At 46.3% G+C, this 18648-nt stretch carries 17 protein-coding genes and 1 tRNA gene; 14 read left to right on the forward strand and 4 right to left on the reverse strand.

Annotated features, from left to right (window positions below; all coding sequences use genetic code 11):
* Positions 1–85 precede the first annotated feature (85 nt).
* From SUN_RS02620 to SUN_RS02670, 11 genes are all read left to right on the forward strand, one after another.
* Positions 86–841 carry a 4Fe-4S dicluster domain-containing protein gene (locus tag SUN_RS02620; protein ID WP_011980201.1) on the forward strand — a complete coding sequence of 252 codons (756 nt, stop codon included), beginning with the start codon at positions 86–88 and terminating at the stop codon, positions 839–841.
* Complete coding sequence (gene nrfD / locus SUN_RS02625) at positions 841–1788, forward strand: NrfD/PsrC family molybdoenzyme membrane anchor subunit (RefSeq protein ID WP_011980202.1); 948 nt, start codon at positions 841–843, stop codon at positions 1786–1788. Before SUN_RS02620 ends, nrfD begins: the two co-directional genes overlap by 1 nt.
* Before the next feature lie 11 nt (positions 1789–1799).
* On the forward strand, positions 1800–5153 hold the full coding sequence (locus SUN_RS02630; RefSeq protein WP_011980203.1) for a molybdopterin-dependent oxidoreductase: 3354 nt from the start codon (positions 1800–1802) through the stop codon (positions 5151–5153).
* Between the two features lie 151 nt (positions 5154–5304).
* The gene (locus SUN_RS02635) at positions 5305–5952 is read left to right on the forward strand and encodes a TorD/DmsD family molecular chaperone (protein WP_011980204.1); all 648 of its coding nucleotides are present in this window, start codon (positions 5305–5307) and stop codon (positions 5950–5952) included.
* A 3-nt stretch (positions 5953–5955) separates the two neighbouring features.
* Entirely contained in the window at positions 5956–7107 is a 1152-nt protein-coding gene (locus tag SUN_RS02640) for a 4Fe-4S dicluster domain-containing protein (RefSeq protein WP_011980205.1), read from the forward strand.
* Positions 7104–7577, forward strand: coding sequence for a hypothetical protein (locus SUN_RS02645; protein WP_011980206.1), 474 nt, complete (start codon positions 7104–7106; stop codon positions 7575–7577). Before SUN_RS02640 ends, SUN_RS02645 begins: the two co-directional genes overlap by 4 nt.
* A complete protein-coding gene (locus tag SUN_RS02650; protein WP_011980207.1) occupies positions 7577–8038 on the forward strand; it encodes a hypothetical protein in 462 nt (153 codons plus the stop codon). Before SUN_RS02645 ends, SUN_RS02650 begins: the two co-directional genes overlap by 1 nt.
* A 330-nt stretch (positions 8039–8368) precedes the next feature.
* On the forward strand, positions 8369–9649 hold the full coding sequence (locus SUN_RS02655; protein WP_011980208.1) for a malic enzyme-like NAD(P)-binding protein: 1281 nt from the start codon (positions 8369–8371) through the stop codon (positions 9647–9649).
* Positions 9650–9655: 6 nt separating this feature from the next.
* Positions 9656–11032, forward strand: a complete 1377-nt coding sequence (locus tag SUN_RS02660) for a DUF2868 domain-containing protein (RefSeq protein ID WP_011980209.1) — start codon at positions 9656–9658, stop codon at positions 11030–11032.
* Complete coding sequence (locus SUN_RS02665) at positions 10978–12423, forward strand: DUF3482 domain-containing protein (protein ID WP_232501347.1); 1446 nt, start codon at positions 10978–10980, stop codon at positions 12421–12423. The genes SUN_RS02660 and SUN_RS02665 overlap by 55 nt, the downstream gene beginning before the upstream one ends.
* A 4-nt stretch (positions 12424–12427) precedes the next feature.
* Entirely contained in the window at positions 12428–13069 is a 642-nt protein-coding gene (locus SUN_RS02670) for a hypothetical protein (protein ID WP_011980211.1), read from the forward strand.
* Here the strand turns inward: SUN_RS02670 and SUN_RS02675 are convergent.
* From SUN_RS02675 to SUN_RS02690, 4 genes are read right to left on the reverse strand one after another with little or no spacing between them, the layout of a single operon-like run.
* Positions 13061–13552 carry a phosphatidylglycerophosphatase A family protein gene (locus SUN_RS02675; RefSeq protein ID WP_011980212.1) on the reverse strand — a complete coding sequence of 164 codons (492 nt, stop codon included), beginning with the start codon at positions 13550–13552 and terminating at the stop codon, positions 13061–13063. The genes SUN_RS02670 and SUN_RS02675 overlap by 9 nt on opposite strands.
* Positions 13553–13560: 8 nt before the next feature.
* Entirely contained in the window at positions 13561–14739 is a 1179-nt protein-coding gene (locus SUN_RS02680; protein WP_011980213.1) for a sulfate adenylyltransferase, read from the reverse strand.
* 34 nt (positions 14740–14773) lie between these two features.
* Positions 14774–15655: a response regulator gene (locus SUN_RS02685; protein WP_011980214.1), complete on the reverse strand. Its 882-nt coding sequence runs from the start codon at positions 15653–15655 to the stop codon at positions 14774–14776.
* Positions 15652–16773: a bifunctional 2-C-methyl-D-erythritol 4-phosphate cytidylyltransferase/2-C-methyl-D-erythritol 2,4-cyclodiphosphate synthase gene (locus tag SUN_RS02690; RefSeq protein WP_011980215.1), complete on the reverse strand. Its 1122-nt coding sequence runs from the start codon at positions 16771–16773 to the stop codon at positions 15652–15654. The genes SUN_RS02685 and SUN_RS02690 overlap by 4 nt, the downstream gene beginning before the upstream one ends.
* Positions 16774–16967: 194 nt before the next feature.
* Between SUN_RS02690 and SUN_RS02695 the strand changes: the two genes are divergently transcribed.
* The 3 genes from SUN_RS02695 (at position 16968) to SUN_RS02705 (ending at position 18613) form a co-directional block, all read left to right on the forward strand.
* Positions 16968–18080 (forward strand): Mrp/NBP35 family ATP-binding protein, encoded by a 1113-nt coding sequence (locus tag SUN_RS02695; protein ID WP_011980216.1) that lies wholly within the window; start codon positions 16968–16970, stop codon positions 18078–18080.
* Positions 18081–18197: 117 nt separating this feature from the next.
* Positions 18198–18275, forward strand: a tRNA-Pro gene (locus SUN_RS02700).
* Positions 18276–18349: 74 nt separating this feature from the next.
* Positions 18350–18613 (forward strand): hypothetical protein, encoded by a 264-nt coding sequence (locus SUN_RS02705; RefSeq protein ID WP_011980217.1) that lies wholly within the window; start codon positions 18350–18352, stop codon positions 18611–18613.
* Positions 18614–18648: the final 35 nt, after the last annotated feature.

Consider the following 18648-nt stretch of genomic DNA (forward strand, 5'->3'; position numbering starts at 1 on the left):
CTTAATCCATGCGTTAACCCGTGAAATAACCGTTTAACGGGAACTTATAATTATTATAAGTTTAGCTAAAATTCAAGGAGGAAGTATGAAACTAGGTTTCTTAGTTGACCTTAACCTGTGTATGGGTTGTAAAGGTTGTGAAGTAGCTTGTAAAGTGGAAAATGAAGTTCCGCTCGGCTCTTGGCGTCTGCGTGTAAAGTATATTGATATAGGGACATTCCCTGATGCATCGAGATCTTTTACACCGTTGAGATGTAATCACTGTGAAAGTGCTCCGTGTGAGAGAATCTGTCCGGTATCTGCATTGCATTATCTTGAGAACGGCATCGTGAATGTCGACTCTTCAAGATGTATCGGATGTGCCGGTTGTATGATGGCCTGTCCTTACGGTGCGATCTATATGGACCCAGAAACGAACACGGCGGACAAATGTACCTACTGTGCACACCGTATCGAAAGCGGTATGATGCCTGCCTGTGTCGTTATCTGTCCTGTACAGGCGAATATCTTTGGTGATATCGATGATGACACCAGCCATATTTCCCAGTATATCATGGAGCATCAGGGTGCTGTTCAGGTACGTAAACCAGAAAAACACACTACGCCGAAACATTTTTATGTAGGCGGTGGTAACCAGACATTGAATCCGCTTGCTCAGCAGCGTCTTGAAGGATATAACCTGTTCAATAACGTGACACACTTGAAGCATATCGGTGATCCGCATCACGGTGTGATAGACAGATTCCTTGCACCGTTCACTTCGCATGAACATCTGGACAATAAAAGTTTCATGGATTTTGACAATTCACATGAATCTCACGAAGAAGAGGGAGGTCACTAATGGTAGAACATGGAATTCACGCAACACAGGCTGTTGTAACATTGGATGTCGCACTTCCAGGTATTATCTGGGGTTGGATGATCACATTGAATATGTGGGCTAAATCTGTAGGTACAGGTGTGATCCTGGTAGGTGCATTTTTGCTATATAGACACAAGAAAGAAGAGATGCCGAATTTGAGATGGACGATGCCTCTCATATCATTTATCTTTTTGAATATTTTCCTTCTCTTTACGCTGACTGACCTTCATCAGCCGTACAGAATGGTGAATATTTTCCTTCACCCGCACTGGACTTCAGCAATTACGGTCGGTGCATGGATGGCTTCACTTTTTACAGGTCTGATTACTATATTGATGGTCATCGGTTTCTTTGATGCTCATCCTGATGTAAGAAAGCAGGGTCCCTGCGCCAAGATGGCAAGAGAGCACAGTGCTTTGTATGAAAAGCTCTTCCCGTTCGTTGTGTTCCTGGCAGTTCCTGTGACACTGTACACGGCGATCATTATGGCGGAAGCTTCTGCGAGAGAGTTGTGGCAGGCACCTGCGGAAGTCATGCAAATGATGTGGGCAGCACTCCTGGCAGGTTCGGCAGGTCTTATCTTCGTCTCTGGTTCATGGAGCAAAGAGAGCAGAAGAGACCTTGCACTTGTATTGGCGATCGCAACCTTCTTCTCCTTCCTGATGTATATGGGTGAGTATTTCTTCTCATTCAAGTCTTCTGAAGCAGAAGCGACATTGGCATACGTTCACTCCGGCGGAGAGTACAATGCAGAGTTCTGGTTCGCAATGGTGCTTGGATTTATTATTCCATTCTTCCTTGCAGTCAAGAATATGAAAGAAGACAATAAAACACTGCTTAGATTTGCCGCTATCCTGGCATTGATCGGGCTGTATATGGCAAAAGATGTATGGCTTAAAATCCCACAATTGCTAAACTTGAGTTAAGGAGGATATGTATGACAAAATCAATGAAAAATGATAATAATTTTATAGAGAGCAGAAGAAGTTTCCTGAAAGGGACAGCTTATTCTGTAGCCGGTGCAACTCTGGCAGCGGGTGTGTTCGAGACGATCGTAGATACGCCTGCAACAGCTGAAGACAAATCGTTTACAGCGACACCGGAAACACTTTCCTTCTATCCACCGTTCGAACAGTGGGACAGCTTTAAAGAGTTGGATGGTAATGACTGGAAAAGAGGTGGTGCCGGAAGAAACGGTATCAGAGGTGAAGACAACCCTGACGGGATCAAAGTCAATGAGTTTATGCTGGTTCCTACCGTATGTTCCAACTGTGAAGCGCAGTGTGGTCTGACTGCATGGGTCGAGATCGGTGAATACAAAAGAACCAAGAACCCAAAAGACCTTTTTGTGAAGAAATACATGGGTAACCCGCTTCATGCAGGAAGCCGTGGTAGAAACTGTGCCAAAGGTTATGCGGCACAAACGCAAATGTATGATCCGGACAGAATCCCTTTCCCTTTGATGAGAGCACCAGGTTCCAAAAGAGGTGAAGGTAAGTGGGTAAGAACCACTTGGGATGAAGCGATGGCGAAGATCGGTAAAAAAATGCACGATACGCTCAAAAAAGGCGACGAAGTTTCCAAAAAGATGATCATGTACCATGTCGGTCGTCCGAACGAGAACGGTTTCGGTCACCGTATACCACACTCTATGGGTTGTGACGGGTATGATTCTCATACCAATATCTGTTCCGCAGGTGCAAGACAGGGTACGATCCAGTGGGCGAATGATGACAGGAACTCTCCGGATTGGGCAAATGCAAAACTGGTATTCCTTCAGTCATCCCATGCGGCGGATGCGGGACACTATTTCCAGCAGTCGGCAGGGTATATCGCTGATGCAAGAAGAAAAGGGGCAAAGCTTGTTGTAATGGACCCGAGACTCTCCAACTCAGCGGGTATCGCCGATCTTTGGATACCTGTATGGCCGGGAACAGAAGCAGCACTTTATTTGCATCTTGCAAACAGAATTCTGAATGAAACAGATATTCACGGAAAGTCTCTGGTAAACCATGCCTTCTTCAAGAACTGGGTGAACTGGGATCAGCTCATGAAAGACAAAGAGCAGTTGGCACTTATGGTATCCAAAGGCTACATGAAGCAGGTACCTCAGGATGAAAGTTATGAAAGCTTTATCGAGATGCTCAAAGAGATCTATTCGCCATACACTAAAGAATTCGTCATCAAAGAGTGTAAAATGGAAGGATATGGCCATAAACTTGATGAACTCTTTGAGATGTTCATTGATGCAGGTGACAGAATTACTACTTACCTTTGGAGAGCAGGAACCATCGGCCATAGAGGTAGCTGGATGAATACACGTTCCGGTTTCTTCCCGTTGGCACTTCGTGGTGCTATGGCAGGAAATATCGGTGGTGTAGGAATGCACCACTGGCATGTTATCTCTGTGAACGGTAAGGGTGATGGGGCGACAGTTGCAGGTGAAAGACCTCCAAGAGTCGATGTATGGAATGAGATCGCGTGGCCGCCTGAATATCCGTTGAGTTCATTTGAAATGTCTCATATCATGCCACACCTGCTGCTTGACGACGAGTGGAGAGCGAAGTGGAAGAGAAAAGGGCTTACGAATATTCCTGAAAAACTGGCAGTATGGATCCCACGTATGTACAACCCAGTCTGGATCAACCCGGACGGTTTCAGATGGATCGAAGCGCTTAAGAGAGAAGACAAGATCGAAATGGCATTCAACCTTTCTCCTACATGGTCGGAGACCAACTGGTACTGTGACTTTGTATTGCCTGTAGGACTTGCGGGTGAAAGACATGACCAGTCATCCGAGCCTACAAAACCGGCAAGATGGTTGAGTTTCAAGAACCCTGCACTCAGAGTTGCACTTGAAAAACTCGGATGGAAACCGAAAGATCCGACACGTGCTACGTTAGAAGCGCATACGATTGCCGGACTGGGTGAAATCTGGGAAGAGATGGAGTTCTGGATGAATATCATGGTTCACCATGTCGATCCTGACGGAAGTCTCGGTGTCAAGAAATTCTGGGCATCTAAAGAGGACCCGTCAAGATGTACTACTATCCCTGAATGGTATCAGGCGGCTCTTGACAAGCTTCCAAACCTCAGAAAAACGGCGAAACTCAAGTATCCTAACTCAAAGTATCCAAACTATGAGATGATGAGAGATATGGGGACATGGCTGGAAGAAGACCACGTCTTTAGACCACAGGAGAGACCACTCAAAAGAGAGGGTGACAAATATATCGCTCACGGTCACGAATATGATATCAGCGATGTAGAGAAAGATGAGTATGGCACATTGCTGGTAGAAGACCATGTATTTGGCGGCATGAAGCCAATCGGTGTTGAGGTTGACGGTGAGATCAAGCAAGGATTCCATACGCTCAGCGGTAAACTGGAGTTCTATAGTAAATGGCTGACAGAGTGGAAATGGCCTGAGTATGCGATTCCTATTTATCCAAGAACTGCACAGGAGCGTAAAGATATGGTACATCTCGTTACACAGGTGCACCACGACTTTATGCAAAAGGACAATGACTTTGCACTGAACACGGTATTTAGATTGCCGTATAACATTCATACACGTTCAGTCAACTCGAAGCACCTGATGGAGATCTCGCAGAACCATAACCCGGTCTGGATCAATACGGAAGATGCGAAACGTCTCGGTATCAAAAGGGAAGATCCGATCAAAGTAACGATCACCGATACCGTTTCCGGCCTTGAGTCCGGTTACTTTATCGCGATGGCTGTACCGACTGAAGGTACGATGCCTGGTGTTCTTGCCTGTTCACACCACGCAGGTAGATGGAAACTCAAAAATGCGGTAGAGATTCCAGGATTCGAGCATAAACTCGGTGTTCTCGGTCTCGGTGCACCACTATTCGATATGACTATGGATGGCAAGATCGGTACGATGAAACCAAAAGAGGGTATCATTGAAGGTATGCAGGCACGTAGAGATACGTGGCAGTTCAAAGAGTACAACAAGGACCTTGACAACATCTGGTGGGATGGTTTGAGCGGTTCATGGCAGAATGCTGTGGCGCCTTCTCATCCGGATCCTATCGGCGGTAACCACGCATGGCATCAGAAGGTCAGCATAGAAAAAGCCGGCAAAGATGACAAGATCGGTGATATCTATGTGAACTATGACAACAACTTCAAAGTCTATCAGGCATGGAGAGACAGACTGACACGTCCGTTGGCTCCAGGTGACAAACTGAGAAGACCGGTTCACATTAAGAGACCGGCAGTGCCATTGACACTGAAAGCCTACTCAGTAGATATCAAAGCGTAACACTCTTACACATGTGGGGACAGACTTCTGTCTGTCCCTCTCCATACGATTTTCCAAATAATTTTCTTTTGACAAGTCTCTTAAGTTAAATTTATTTTGAAAGTGGTATATTACCGCAACAAGTGACTAAGCTAAAAAGGCAGCCAACCATATGCAAGAATTAAAACAGGATTTAGAGAATAGAGTAGCATTGTATGCATTGATATCAAGATTGATGATCACGGAAGTGGATGAGGCTTTTTTGGATGTGATCGAAAACAATGAGAATTATCTTGCTCTTTTCCCCAACTACAGAAACTGGTCCAAGCGTAAAGAGTTTACGACACAGGAACTGATTGAGCAATATTATAATGTGGATTTCACCAATCTTTTCCTGATGCACCTTGTACCGTATGAGAGTTTTTATGTCAGAGAGGACCAGATGGTTGACAGCGGAAAGGGAAACCCTGTGATCGAACTCTATGATGCACTGGATTTCAGAGTTGAACTGGACAAAGCCAGAGTGGTCAGCGGTGACCATATCGGGGTGGAACTTGAATTCATGTATATGCTCTGCAATGCACAGCTCAAAGCACTTGAAGCTGAAGACAAAGAAGGGATATGCGAACTCTTCCAGATCCAGAAAGGCTTTTTGAGAGACCATCTTCTCGAATGGGGCTCCATGTTCCTCATCAATGCCAAAAGAGAGTCAAGAACACCGCTCTATCATGACGGTGCGGAATTGACTCTGGAGTTCCTGCTTAGTGATTATGAATATGTCAATGAGAAGCTCGATACCTTCTGTGGGGATATAGCATAATTTATGAAACTGCATTTTGATGTGGCCTCCTGTGTCAGGGCCAAAAGCAAATTCTCCGAGTGCACCAAGTGTATGGACATCTGTCCCGATTCCATTACGCTTCAGGACAATCTGCCCACCTTCAAAACGGCTACAGGCGTGGAAGCGGCTGCCTGCGTAGGCGTTTGCCCTACCGAAGCTTTTGCCCTGTCGGATTTTTCGACTACAGAGTTCTTTTTTACCTTTCTGGAATCAAAAGTAAGGCTTATCTCGCCCAATATCAATGTACCCTGTCTCTCTGTTCTGAGTGTGGAACACCTTATTTCCCTCGCTCTGGCAAGTGAAGAACCCATTACGCTTGATCTGAGTGTCTATGATCCTGATTCGATCCTTTTCGAGCATATTGAAAAGACGATAGACGAGGCCAATTTTGTTTTGTCGAGTTTTTCGCAGAAACAGCTTGAAACAAATGTTGAAGAGAACGTACGTCATTCTGAACTCGTTTCAGGATCTCATGGGATTCCGGATCAGGTCCCGAATGACGACAGTATGGAAGAGGAAGTCTCCTCCAGACGTTCTTTCCTGGGCAATGTATCTCTCAAAGGTGTCGTCAAACATAAAAAAGCCTTTGATGAAGCGGTGGATGCCGACGAGCTTAGACGTTTTGACATTGATGCTTCCGTAATCGAGAAGATCAGGGATAAACAGCTGCCTGACAAACGCAAGATCCTCTTTACGACACTCAAACGTGCAGGTGTGCCTGACGTATTTGAAGTACTTCCCGAAGAGGAGATCAGTTTCGTCTCCCAGAAGTATGTGGATGAGAACTGTACGAACTGCCAGATCTGCTACCGTATCTGTCCGACGGGAGCTCTCTCATCCGACGGCAAGTTCTCGCTGATCCATTTCGATGCAATGCTCTGCCTGAAGTGCCGTCTCTGCCACGATGCCTGTGAACCCGATGCGATCCATCTGCAAAAAGGCTTCGAGATCAAAGAGTTCTTCGAACCGACACAGCGAACCCTGGCGACCTTCTCTGTCAAACGCTGTAATGAATGTGGGAACTACTTTACCTACACCGGTGGGGAAGTGACCTGCCCGAGATGCATGGTGGAAGAGGAAGAAGCGATGTTCCTTCACGAGAACGCAAAGAAAATGTCCGGAGAGACAGAATGAGACCTGAAGAGATAAAACCCGATACCGGGTTGTGTACGATTCTTGGCTATAATGCCCAGACGGGTTATATGAGGAAGTATTTCAATAAAATACTCAAACATAACGGCATCAATGCCACAGCGATCGCCCTGAACATCAAAGACGAGCACTTTGACTTTACGATGACGAGTGTCGGACAGTCAAAGGTTGACCGGATGATGCTGGAGCGGGAATTCCAGGCTAATGCCGTACAGTACTGTGACGATCTTGACGAATGTGCACAGAGAGAACAGCGTGTCGAGTTCATCGAAGTAACCGAGGGAAAGGTGCATGGCTACTGTCTGGACGATGAAGCCAAAGCCCTGTTTGAGAAGCCTGAATTCCTCGATGACCAGATACTTTTTGTTGCCAAAATGATGCTGCTTGCCAACCGATGGTTCGGTGCCAGGATAGATACGGATGAGATACCAACGTTAATAGGAGAAAAATAATGAATGAAAGAAATATGGAAGACCTGAGAAAAGAGTTTGAGAATTTCAATATCAATGAAGAAGCCTGCGTGGACGGCAGCTGTGCCAGTGACGAGGAGAACGATCTTAAAGATTACCCTTCCTACACGGAAGCGCTCTATGCCAAACTGGTCTCTCCAGCGGTAAGCGGCATCTATGTCTCACGATGGGACATCAAGGATATCGCACTTGAAGCGGGTGATTCCATGGCGATCCATCCGAGAAAAAGAATGTTCGAACTGTTGATGAAGTATGCGACAAGCAAAGAGAACATGCAGGCGGTACTCGATGCGCTGGGGAAGCATATGGAAGACAAGATTGCGATTTATCAGGAGCTGATGCAGGATTTCCCTGCTTCCTCCGAGATCTTTCAGCCCAAGATCGACAAAGCCAGAAAAACCATGAAACTCTTCCCTCAGATCATTGAAGAGTATTTTGTATAGTATCCCCCTGTTAACCTTTCTTGGAGTATAATTACATTATATAGGGAATCTCTAAAAATAGGTGATACCCACAACATCGCTAGCTTTTGTCTAGGCTAGGCACTCTTTTGAAGACCTAGCTGTAGCTAAGTCGAAAAAGAGTAACAACGCATAGGCGGAAGCTAGTGATGCCCGAAGGGTGGGCTTTGCAAACGCAATCTTGCATAAGATATTTACTTCGTCTTAGCTACGGCTAAGACTTGAAAATCTCTTGCACAATCTCACATTGCAAAACCCATTGTGGGTATTACCTATTATTAGAGTTCCCTATAATTATTAGAAAGGTTTATAATGTCAACAATCACCAAAGAAAAAGCACTTGAATACCATAAGAACGGTAAGATCGGGATCGACCTTACCAAGCCCTGCAACACACAATTTGAACTTTCGCTTGCCTATACGCCGGGCGTGGCGATCCCCTGCCTTGAAATAGAAAAAGACGAGAATCTTTCGTTTGAATATACCAACAGAGGCAATCTTGTTGGGGTCATTTCTGACGGAACTGCCGTACTTGGGCTTGGAGATATAGGACCGTTGGCAGGTAAGCCGGTCATGGAGGGGAAATCGGTGCTTTTCAAGAAGTTCGCCAACGTGGATGCATTTGATATAGAACTGGATGTGCACGAGACCGAAGAGATCATTGCGACATGTAAAGCGATTGCACCGACATTCGGGGGGATAAATCTTGAAGATATCAAAGCACCCAAATGTTTCGAGATCGAAAGACGCCTTCAGGAAGCGTTGGATATTCCCGTGTTCCATGATGACCAGCACGGTACGGCCATCATCACTACTGCAGGTCTTATCAATGTACTGGACCTGACAGGTAAAAAAGTGGATGAGATCAAGATCGTGGTCAACGGAGCAGGCGCAGCGGGTATCTCCTGTGCAAAAATGTATCAGGCATTGGGTGTGAAGAATATCATTATGTGTGACTCAAAAGGGGTGATCTCGACCAGCAGGGATGACCTGAACAAATACAAGGCCGAGTTTGCCGTTGAAACCGAGGACAAGACCCTGGAAGATGTCATTGAAGGGGCTGACATGTTCCTTGGACTCAGTGTAGCGGGTGCATTGACCAAAGAGATGGTAGCGAAGATGGCACCCGAGCCGATCATCTTTGCTTTGGCGAACCCTGTACCGGAAATTTTACCTGAAGAGGTCAAAGAAGTAAGGGATGATGTGATCATGGGAACAGGACGTTCAGACTATCCCAACCAGACCAACAATGTGCTTGGTTTTCCGTTCATCTTCAGAGGTGCGCTCGATGTACGTGCAAGAAAGATCACCGAAGGTATGAAAATGGCAGCGGCAAGAGCGTTGGCGGATCTGGCGAAAGAACCGGTACCTTATTACGTTAAAGCAGCGTATCACAATGACAATATAGAGTATGGAAAAGAACATATCATTCCGCTTCCTTTCAACAAAGAGGCACTTATCTGGGTTGCTTCTGCGGTAGCGAAGGCTGCATTCGAAGAGGGTGTGGCAAGAGTTGACAGCTATGACCATGAAGCCTACAGAGAAAAGCTCAGATGCCTTATCTATGGCTGTCCCGATGAGGAAGAAGTGTAAGACTGCATGAATCTGGCATCCTACCTCGATCTTTATGCACTGCTTCAGACTGACAAGAGTACACGTGAAGAGAAACGTGCTTTTGGCCTGAAACATGAAGGAGAGAACCCGTTCAAACTGCTGTTGCTCTGGACGCAGCAGCATCGCGGGTGGCTGAAAAAGCCTTTGCTAAGTGAAACGGTTACGGGATACCTTTACGGGATCACACTGATTTTGGGTGTGATCGCCTTTTTTCTTGGCCTTTTTTCCGGGGTTGCCCTCTTGAGCTACAGCGGGCATGAACCGGTCAATGTCGTTTACTTTTTGGCGATGGTGATACTCTTACCGATTATCACCATGACACTGGCACTTTTTTCCATGTTAAGGGCCAATGCGTCACGCAGTTTCCTGGTACATATCTCCCCGGCATACTGGATGGAGAAGGTCCTGCGTCTGCTTCCCGGGAAAGTGAAGAAGAGCCTTGATGAACTTCAGGTCAATCCTTCTATTCTCAACTGGCTTGTCATACGACGTTCCCAGTTGCTTGCCCTGATATTTTCGATCGGCCTGCTTGTGGCGCTTCTGGGCATGGTTGTCACCAAAGATATCGCTTTTGCATGGAGTACGACACTGCATGTCAGTGCACAGGAATTCCATGCACTGCTTGAAACGATTGCTCTGCCATGGAAATCATTTTTTCCTACAGCAGTGCCTTCTCTTGAACTCATAGAGAAGAGCCAATACTTCCGCCTGGGAGAAAAGCTTGACCCGGAAATGGTACGCAATGCTTCAGAGCTGGGAGAGTGGTGGAAGTTTCTTGCTTTTGCCACACTTTTCTATGCGATCATTCTACGATTTGTTATGTGGCTGATCTCTGTCATTGGCTACCGAAGAGCGCTCAAAAGGTCTTTTCTAAATCTTGACGGTGCTCAGGTACTTTTACGGGCTATGAATGAACCGCTTATCACGACCTCCTCTCCCAAAACAGAAGAGGTGTTTAAGCCCAAAGGAAACCATTATGTCCGTGAAGTGGAAACGTTTGACAGTTCCTATGACCTGACTTTGGGCTGGGCGATGTCACATGACGATCTTGTCCTGCTCAATGATGCTATGAAGATCACCTCTCCTCTGCTTGAAGATGTAGGTGGGACCAATACCCTCGATGAAGACAGGGAGATCGTTCTCAAAGCAAAGGGAGAGGTACTTTTCTATGTCAAAGCCTGGGAACCGCCTACGATGGACTTCGTTGATTTTCTAGAAGATCTTGCAAAAGTGGCTGACAGGATCATCGTCGCTCCTGTGGGTACACCCCAGAACGGTTATCTGCCTAAACAGAATGAACTTGCAATGTGGGGCAGAAAACTGCAGGGTATGGGAGAAGAGAAAGTGTGGTTGAAGATATGACAGTCTCACATCCCACTTTTGCCGTTGTGGGCCATCCGAATAAAGGAAAAAGCAGCATTGTCTCGACTCTGGCATTTGATGACACCGTACAGATATCGGATACACCGGGAACGACAACAAAGAAACGCAGTTTTCCTCTTACTGTTGACGGAAAGGTCCTGTATGAACTTTTTGATACCCCCGGTTTTCAGAGGGCACGTTCAGTACTTGCCTGGCTGCAGAAACATGAAGTGACCGCAGACAAAAGACCTGAAATAGTACAGGCATTCATCAACGGGCACAAAGAAGATCTGCGTTTCAACGACGAGATTGAACTGCTCGAGCCCATTATGAACGGCGCAGGGATCATCTATGTGGTGGACGGCTCCAAACCCTACGGGGAAGAGTATGAGGCGGAGATGGAGATACTGCGCTGGACAGGACAGCCTTCCATGGCACTGATAAACCTCATAGACGATACGAACTATGTGGAAGAGTGGAAGAGGGCGCTGGGGCAGTACTTCAAAATGGTACGCCTTTTTAACCCGATGAAAGCGACCTTCCCCCAGCACCTCTCTCTGCTTGAAAGTATCGCGCAGCTTAAAGAGGAGTGGATCGCCCCTGTGAATGAATCGATACGGCTTTTCAAGGTCTATCATGCGCAAATGTTCGAACGAACTGCGCAGAGTATTACACGCCTGCTGCATCAGTCACTTTCTCATGTAGAGCGCCTGCCGATCAGATCAGAAGAGGCGACAGAAGCGGAAAAAACGCTGGTTCTGGAGCGCTACAAAGCAAAGCTCAGAACCTATGAAGAGGTTTCACAGCACAGAGTGGAACAGATATGGCACCATGAGAACCTGGAAAAAGCGCAGCAGGCACTGCTTTTCGACGGGATGGACCTCTTCTCAAAAGAGAGTGCTTCGCTTTTTGGTCTAAGCAGGAAAGAGCTGCTGCTCACCGGCGCGACCGGAGGTGCAGTGACCGGTGCGGGAGTCGACCTGCTGCTGGGAGGCAGTACGTTTTTTCTCGGGTCTGCCATCGGTGCGGTAGTAGGCGGCACAAGTGCCTTTTTTGGCTTTAACGAACTCTCTGACGTCAAAGTACTGGGGCAGAAACTGGGAAAGAAATATCTGGAAGCCGGCCCCATGAAGAACGTGAACTTCCCATACATTCTGCTCAACCGTGCTCTTTTTCATGCCGTGAAAATAGCTGAAAGGTCCCATGCGATCAGAGACAAAGTCGTATTGGAGATGGGCCGTGATTTTACCGATCTGTGGATGGATGATACATTGCGGAAGTCCTTGGAGAAATACCACAAACTGTTCCGTTCAGGGGATGAGGTCAAACCTGAAATGTTAAAAGAATATGAAAAGCATATTGAAACTGTACTAAAACGCCTAATCGACTGACACTATGGGTATGCTCAGTCATCTTTACCCAAAAAAGCGTGGGAACAAAGAATATGCAACGGATGTTATGACGCCTGCTGCAAAGAAACTGCTCCTGCTTCTTTTTGTACTTTTTCTCCTCCTTTTCCCGCATTATGCACCATGGGAAACCGCTCATACACAGAATTACAGTATCGTAGGACAGATATTTTCTCTCTACTTCTTCATTGCCAACCAAACACTGGGGATTATCCATGAGAGTGGGCATGGGGTATGTTATATCCTTCCCTGTCCGGAATTTTTGATGGTCCTCAACGGGACACTGTTCCAGCTGCTCTTTCCTGCCGGTATCGCCTACTATTACAAAAGAAAAAGAAAACGTTTTGCCATGCATATTGCACTTTTCTTTGTCGGTTTTTCACTATACTATACGGCATGGTATATCTCAACGGCACATGAAGGACTGATACTGCCTGCAAGTAAATCATTCCTGGGTATAGACGCCTATCATGATTTCAATTATCTTTTGGGAAAAATGGGAATATTGCAGCATGAGTCACTGATTGCCGGTATAACAAGGTTCATGGCGTATGCAATCATGGTGGTCTCGGTGATCGGAATGTTCTTCGATACGTTCAGGACAGGGGAGAAGTCCAAATTAAAATAACTTCCCGATACCCATCAGGATTACTACGGACAATAATCCTCCTGCTATTCCCGAGAGTACGTCGTCCATCATCACGCCCAGTCCGCCTTTTACCTCCCTGTCTATCCAGCCAATGGTAGAGGGTTTCCAGATGTCAAAGAATCTGTAGGCGGCAAAACTGAATACGATGGCGAGGATGTTCACAGAGGGGTAGTGCAGTGTCGCTGCAGTGGAAGAGGCGATCATCAGGCTGAGCCACATCCCCGTCGCTGCGTCTATGACGATCTCCTTTGCATGATGCTCTCCGCCAAGGTTCTCGTATTTGTTGATCTCGAAGATGCCTATGACGGTAACGGCAAAAGCAAGCATGAAAAGTGTTTCCATGCCAAGGTAGTGAAGTATGGCTATGCCGAGTATCAGGGCGGCAAATGTGGCTACGGTTTTCGGATACTGGGGACTCAGGCCGGTACCGAAGAATGTCAGAAAAAGTGTTTGCAGTGTCATGGCTTTTCTTATGTCAGCGACGAGGTCTGATAAAGCTGGATCAGCTTCATGTAGAACTGCTCGTCGCTCTGCTGTTCAAGGAGGCCTGATCCCGGCATCAGTGAGTAGTAGAGTTCCTGAAGATTCTCAAAGCGCTCGGGGAAAAGGGCGGCCAGAATGTTGGCGGAGACCTCTTTTCTGACCAGGATCGGCGGTGGGATGAGTCCGCTCTGTATCAGTTTCATGATCGACTCACTGTGGTAGTGTACATGGTGGTGCTGTCCGTGGGGACAGGTACTGGTGCTGACCAGAGTCTTGCAGGTATCGCAGTAGACATACTCATCTACGGTCTTAATATCGATGTCGATGTTCTTACAGTGGTCGAAGACTGTATTGAGGCGGTTCTTGTCGTAGTAGAGGCCCAGTCCTCCATGGTTCTTTCCGACGACCAGCTGATTACAGCCGTAGTTTTTCGCTAACAGCGCATCGAGTATCAGTTCGTTGAAACCTGCAAAGATGTAGGAGTTCTCAAAGGGAATAATGATCACTTTGTTGCGGGGGAGGAAGTTGTCGACGAACGTACTCAGCGAATTGTAACGGATGTCGTAACGCAAGCCTTCGGAGGTAAACGGTTTGCGCAGGAAGATCACCAGCAGGTCTGCATCGCTGATAGCCTGGCGTATCATTCTTTCGTGTGCACGGTTGAAAGGGTTGGCCGCGAGCATCATGGAGCTGATGACCTTTGCCCCTGTTTTGGTGATCATACTTTTGATCCGGTGAATGTTATCGGTAACGAGAGGGTATTCAACAGTATATTCACCGCTTACAGCCATGTCGCCCAGTCGGGCCATAGTGTTCTTGACACCGGGATGTGATGGGTCACTGGTACCGTAAATATTATGCAGACGTTTTTTGGGGTCGATAGGGAAGGTCTCATCGACGATGAGCTCACCTACCTTTTTGTCATAATTGATCAGGTCGACCACATCACCTTTTTTCAAGCTTTGAAGCACTTTTTTGTTGCGGGTACCTTTGGGCGCCAATATAAAGGCAAAAGGGAACGGCACACCTTTGTAGAACTTTGTTTCATCGACCTCGCGGGCTTCCTTCTCATTCATCAGGCCCTCAACGGGTGAGATCAGCCCCTCTTTGACAAGTGAGAGGGCGGAGAGTGCTTCTGTATCGATATAAAGTGATTTATGTTGCATTTAGAGGCCTTTTCCTGTGATGTACAGTAACATGCTACTTCTTTTTGAAAAGATCATATTTTTTCCTTTTCTCCCAGAGACTTTTACGGGAAATACCCAGCTTTTTGGAGAGTTCGGTATCGGGGAATTTGTACTGGAAACTGTTCACGATGAATTTGACATAATCATCGATGGTCAGTATCTCATTCTGGTCGTAGAGTTTCGAATCGGTATTGAGTGTGATGGTTGGGAAAGGGGTTTCCAGTTCCGAAGTACTGCAAAGGATAAAGTTCTGCCCTTCGAGCAGGGCAAAGAGCTTCTCTCTTTCCGCTTTCTTGATGAGGTGTATCTCTGTGATGTACAGCAGCAACTTTCCATTGGCACTTTCTATTTTCTCTTTCCAGTTACTGTCCCCAAGAGGTACAAAGGTAAGGAGCTTGTTCTGTGTATGTGCGTATTCAAAGACCAGTTTGTCTACCAGTCTCTGGTAGTTGGTCTGTATGACAAGCGGGTAGGTAAGTTTTTCCATATCGAAATCGAGCTTGATCTCTTTGAGCAGGTTCTGCATATATTCATGGTAAAGTGCGGTTTTCTTCCTGAGATTCTGATACTCCTGATAGTGCTCTATTTTTCTCAGCAGTTCTTCGATCATAAAAGGTTTTACGATGTAGTCTTTTGCCCCAAGTTTAAGGGGTTCACCGACCGTGTCGTTGTTGATATAGCTGACCATGAGTATAATGATCTTCTCTTTGAACTTTGTGATCAGCGGAGAAGTGTTCTGTCCGGGCAGGTTGGTGGAGAGCAGATAAACGTCTCCGTTACTGTTCATCGCCTCTTTGATCGAAGAGAATATTTCGGTATCGAAGCCGTTTTCTACCAGTTTACTGGCAATACTTTGTGCCAGATAGAGCTCATTTTCTACGATAATAATCTTCATTTTTGTTTCCAGTTATAATATGTTAGATTTGCTACTGCATGTACTGTTACACCCTCTTTGCGACCGACAAAACCGAGTTTTTCGGCAGTCGTTGCTTTGATGTTCACCAGGTGGGGCCTGATTTCCAGCAGAGAGGCGATGGAGTGTTTCATCTTCTCTTTATAGGGAAGCAGGCGCGGTGCCTGTGCCAGAATGGTCATGTCCACATTGCCGATAGTGTAGCCGTGCGTTCTGATCTTTCGGACGGTATCGCTCAGGAGCCGCGTCGAGTTCGCTCCCGCATAGCTCTGGTCGGTGTCAGGGTAGAGTTCACCTATGTCCCCCATTCCTGCGGCACCCAGAAGCGCATCGATGAGCGCATGGATGGCAACATCTCCGTCACTGTGTGCCTTGAATCCATAGTCCACAGCGATCTTCACACCGCAGAGAACCATTGCTTTTCCTTCTTCAAAAGGGTGGATATCCAGACCGAAGCCTGTTAGTGTTTTTCCGGATGGTGCCTCTATGCAGGGGAGCTTCTTGAGATCTGAAATAGTGGTTAGTTTGTGTGCTTCATGCGAGCCTTCGACAAAATGAACTTTTTTCCCCATGGAAGCAACGGCTGAACTGTCATCTGTAAAAAGCTGATCGGTCTGTAAAGCCTGTTTGAGTGTTTTTGTAACACTGAGCTGAGGGGTCTGTATGATCCGTACCTGTTCCCTGTCCAAGGGTGTTTGTGCCAAATAGAGTGTATCGGTAACAGGCAGTACCGGAACGATACAGCTTGCCTCTTCTCTGGCATCCAGAATTCGATGTATCATTGCTGCCGGGACGCAACATCTGGCGATATCCGAGACAAGAACATACTCTGTTGTAACATCTTCGAGAGCATTCTTTAATGAAGCTTGCCTTGTCTCTCCACCCTGGACGTAGGTATAGTCCGCAAAGTGTTTCATGAGACCTATGTCTTCGGGTGAGGAGACAATAACGATCTTGGCAAAGGCCCCCATGGCTTCAAAGCTCTCAGCTACATGCAGCCATAAAGGGATCTCTCCGCTATAGAGCCACTGTTTTTTTACATCGCTCTCAAATCGTGTAGAATTGCCGGCTCCAAGTAGTATTAATGTGATATCAGGCACCTGAAAAACCTCACTGTGTATCAAATAGTAACGGATTATACTCCTAAGTAGCTTGATTATCTCTGTAAGATGAGATATGAAAGGAAATAGCATAAATTGGACTAAATATATCCTAATTACTAAAATTTCAATATATTTTAAGATTTGAGTGGTATAACTCTTGCATAAATAATCTCAAATTAGGAGTCATAAAAATGACAGAAGAAAATGTATTGGAAGCATTGAAAAATGTAACGTATCCGGGATTTACGAAAGATATCGTAACATTTGGATTTGTAAAAGACATATTGATCAACGATAAAACGATCGGATTGACTATAGATATCACATCCTCTGCGGATGAAGTGAAGGCACAGCTTAGAGACGATGCGACCAAAGAGCTTCAGAAGCTTGGATTTGAAAATATCAATATCAACATTAAAGCACCTGAAGCGCCAAAGCAGATGTCAAACTCTGTAAGCGGTAAGAACATCGCGCCACATGTCAAAAGCTTTGTTATGGTGAGTTCAGGTAAAGGCGGAGTTGGCAAATCAACGACTTCCGTTAACCTGGCGATCGCTATGGCTCTGCAGGGTAAAAAAGTAGGTCTTCTCGATGCGGACATTTACGGACCGAACATCCCCCGTATGATGGGTGTTGATGACCAGAAACCTGAGATCCAGGGGAACAAAGTGCTTCCTATGAAAGCTTACGGTGTGGAAGTGATGTCTATGGGTTCATTGATGGAACCGGGACAGTCTCTTATTTGGAGAGGTTCCATGATCATGAAAGCCATCGAGCAGTTCCTCAGAGACATTCTCTGGTCAGAACTCGATGTATTGGTCATCGATATGCCTCCTGGAACAGGTGATGCACAGCTTACATTGGCACAGTCGGTACCGGTCACAGCAGGTATTACGGTTACGACACCTCAGGAAGTGTCACTTGATGACAGCAGACGTTCACTCGACATGTTCCAGAAACTGCATATCCCGACAGCGGGTATCATCGAGAACATGAGCGGATTTATCTGTCCCGAGTGTCATACGGAGTCGGATATCTTCGGTATGGGTACGACTGAGCCTGTAGCCAAAGAGTATGATACGCATGTGATCGCTCGTATTCCTATAGAGCCTGAGATCAGAGTGGGTGGAGATACAGGTATGCCTGTAACCTACCACAAGCCTGATTCCGAAACAGCCAAAAGATACCAGGCAGCGGCGACCGACCTGCTTGCATTCATCGACAAGGTCAATGCAGAAGGCGGCGCAGACAACCAGGCGATACAGCCTACGACACCTCCGGGTGTGAGTGCGTGTAGCGTCTAATTCTTCTTTTCCGGCTTTTGCCGGATACTCCTTCATTTTTTCATTTCTTTTATATGTTTTTTTAGCTTTTCTGGTGTATACTTTCGCACCTCAAAACACTATATACTACTAAATCGTCGGGGTGTAGCGCAGTCTGGCTAGCGTGCTATCTTGGGGTGATAGAGGTCGCAGGTTCAAGTCCTGTCACTCCGACCACTTTTCGTTTTTTATTCCCAAAAAATATCAAGTTTCGCTACAATACGGAAATATAAAACAGACAGGATACCATAATGACCAATACAGAAAAACTGAAAAACCTTTTGGAGCTTGAGATCATTCCCGATCTTGAAGTAGCCATCGATGAGCTTTTTGCTGCGATAGACAAAGCAAAAAATGCAACTAAAGAGCAGAAAGAAGACCTTGAAGAGATGCGTGAAATGAGAACAGAATGCTTTGCCATTGTAGAGGAGATCAAAAAAGATGAGCTCGACGAGGAGGAAGCAGAAGAGCTTCTCACCGAACTTGTCGATCTGAAAACAGATGAAGATGCGTAGGATGGGATTTTCCACCATCGACAAGTCGTATTTAC

Origin of the sequence: Sulfurovum sp. NBC37-1 (assembly GCF_000010345.1) — a bacterium.
GTDB lineage: Bacteria > Campylobacterota > Campylobacteria > Campylobacterales > Sulfurovaceae > Sulfurovum.